1 protein-coding gene is annotated in these 399 nt (G+C 60.4%); it reads right to left on the reverse strand.

Going from position 1 to position 399, the window contains the following annotated elements; genetic code table 11:
• Positions 1-399 (reverse strand): methylmalonyl-CoA mutase family protein (locus tag C1I95_RS34620; protein ID WP_233514089.1); only part of this gene is annotated, 399 nt, incomplete at both ends.

Consider the following 399-nt stretch of genomic DNA (forward strand, 5'->3'; position numbering starts at 1 on the left):
GCTGTATTCCGGGTCCATCCCGTTGGAGAAGAAGAACGACAGGTTCGGCGCAAAGTCATCGATGTGCATGCCGCGCGCGAGGTACGCCTCCACATACGTGAAACCGTTGGCGAGCGTGAATGCGAGTTGCGAGATCGGGTTGGCGCCCGCCTCGGCGATGTGGTAGCCCGAGATCGACACCGAGTAGAAATTGCGCACCTGGTGGTGCACGAAATATTCCTGGATATCGCCCATCACCTTGAGCGAAAACTCCGTCGAGAAGATGCAGGTGTTCTGCCCCTGGTCTTCCTTGAGGATGTCGGCCTGCACCGTGCCGCGCACGTTCTGCAGCACCCACGCGCGGATCTTTGCCTCTTCGTCCTGCGTCGGTTCGCGCTGGTTGTCAGCACGGAACCGGGC

Source organism: Micromonospora craterilacus (genome assembly GCF_003236315.1).
Classification (GTDB): Bacteria; Actinomycetota; Actinomycetes; order Mycobacteriales; family Micromonosporaceae; genus Micromonospora; species Micromonospora craterilacus.